This is a genomic window from Tepidimonas thermarum, from assembly GCF_007556705.1.
In the GTDB taxonomy this organism is placed as follows: domain Bacteria; phylum Pseudomonadota; class Gammaproteobacteria; order Burkholderiales; family Burkholderiaceae_C; genus Tepidimonas; species Tepidimonas thermarum.
Window position 1 is genome coordinate 1 of sequence record NZ_VJOL01000103.1, and the last position, 2,059, is coordinate 2,059.

The window sequence follows — 2,059 nt, forward strand, 5'->3', positions numbered from 1 at the left end:
GCGCCATCCAGTCCGTTCTCGAGCAAGATCGCATAAGCGGCTTCCAAGGGGTTGGTTTCGACTCGTATTGCCATGAGGGTTACACCCCTTTCTCGAAGTCATGGCGTCAGACCCACCCTCGCGCTGTCTGCTGGGCGGGGAGCGTAGGCGCGTAGCGCCGGAGATCCCCGCCCAGCAGACAACCGGCAAAATGGAATTTACAGAAAGAACGATACACAACTACAAAATCCCCCAAGGTGGGGGAACGAGGCCCCAGGCAAACGGGGGAACAGGGTTGAAAAGGTGCCCCCATGTTGACCGATGCCCAATGCAAAAACGCTGTTTGTTCCCCCGGTAAGCCACGCGCACGGCTGGCCGATTCCGGCGGGCTTTACCTGGAAGTGTCCCCGGCAGGATCAAAACGATGGTTTCTCAAGTACCGCAGCGCGGGCAAGGAGTACCGGCTGGCGCTGGGCAGCTACCCCACGGTGGGCCTGACCGCTGCGCGGCGGGCACGCGATGCGGCGAAGCTGCAAAAGGCCCAGGGGATCGACCCCATACAAGCCAAGAAGGTGGAAAAGCTCAAGGCCGTGAACCCGGCGGGGGACACCTTCAAAGTGGTGGCCCTGGAATGGTTCGAGAAACAGGAACCCCATTGGAGCGAAGCCCACGCGGTACGAGCCAAGCGCCAGCTTGAGCGCGATCTGTTCCCCTGGCTGGGGGAACGGCGGCTGGCCGACATTGAGCCGGTGGAACTGCTGGCGGCGCTGCGCAAGGTCGAGGAACGGGGGGCCATCGAAACCGCCGACCGGGGGCTGATGCTGGCGCGGCAGGTATGGCGCTATGGGGTTGCCACGGGCCGCGTGAACCGGGACATTACGGCAGACCTGAAGGGGGCCTTGTCACCCTATCGAGGCAAGCACTTTGCCGCGATCACCGACCCGGTGCGGCTGGGTGAACTGCTGCGGGCGATCAAGGGCTACAAGGGCGGGCCTGTGGTGCGGGCCGCGCTGCAACTGGCCCCGATGCTGTTTCAGCGCCCCGGCGAGCTACGGGCGGCACGCTGGGAGGAAATCGACCTGCAAAACGCCATGTGGACGATTCCGGCGGCCAGAATGAAGCGGCGCAAGGACGGCAAGGAGCACGGCGACCCGCATTTGGTGCCGCTGCCCACCCAGGCGGTGCGAATCCTGGAAATCCTCAAGCCCTACACCGAATCCACCGGGCTGGTATTCCCCGGCGAGCGCCAGCGTGACCGACCGATATCGGAAAACAGCGTGCGGGTTGCCCTGATATCGATGGGCTACACCCCCGACATTCAGACCTGGCACGGATTCAGGGCCACGGCGCGAACGATGCTGGCCGAACGGCTGGAATTTGATCCGCTGCTGATCGAGGCGCAACTGGCCCACGCGGTGCGCGATGCCAACGGGCGGGCCTACAACCGAACCACCTACCTGAAGCAACGGCGCGACATGATGCAGCGATGGGCGGACTACCTGGACAAGCTGGCCGCCGGGGCTGATGTGATCGAGTTGAAACGGGCTTGAGTGTTTGATGCCACGCCTAGCCCGAAGCTGATCCCCGAGGGCGAAAACCGGGACACCCTGACCCGGCGGCGCTGGCTTTTTCGGGGGGCATGACAGCGAATGTAAATGGGTAAACCTGCGGAGCAACCTTCACAGGCAACTATGGGCCTGGCACCTGAATTGGAAAGCCTCCTCGAACACCTCACGGATTTTGCGGAACGGTTACGTGAAGAGCAACGAGCGCGAGCGCGTGAAGTGTTCGATGCATTCATGAGCGGCAAGGAAGAGGTTGATGTAAATGATCAATCTGACACTGCGAGCTATGCCGCTATGGAGTGGGGGGAACGAATGGACAAGGCTATCAAGAATTGTCTTGATCGAAGGTCAATATCTGCCCTTGTCGAGATGATTGCGGAGCATCACACTAACAGGCCGTTGAAAAAATACCCTTCGAACGCACCAGTGACGCTGCTTTCGAAGAAACGAGCCGCCCAGACGTGGCTGCGCAGCGATTGCGACGTGCATTTCGGCCGGTTTGCAGGCCGTTTTGC

2 protein-coding genes are annotated in these 2,059 nt (G+C 61.6%); both read left to right on the forward strand.

Going from position 1 to position 2,059, the window contains the following annotated elements; translation table 11 throughout:
* The first annotated feature begins 290 nt into the window (after nt 1–290).
* Nucleotides 291–1,529, forward strand: coding sequence for a tyrosine-type recombinase/integrase (locus Tther_RS13030; protein WP_143904543.1), 1,239 nt, complete (start codon nt 291–293; stop codon nt 1,527–1,529).
* Between the two features lie 105 nt (nt 1,530–1,634).
* On the forward strand, nt 1,635–2,059 hold a 425-nt coding region (locus tag Tther_RS13035; RefSeq protein ID WP_143904545.1), incomplete at its 3' end, for a hypothetical protein.

Bases quoted from the DNA above. Each gene is read 5' to 3' on its own strand.
- Tther_RS13030 (WP_143904543.1), top strand. From the start codon at position 291: ATGTTGACCGATGCCCAATGCAAAAACGCTGTTTGTTCCCCCGGTAAG.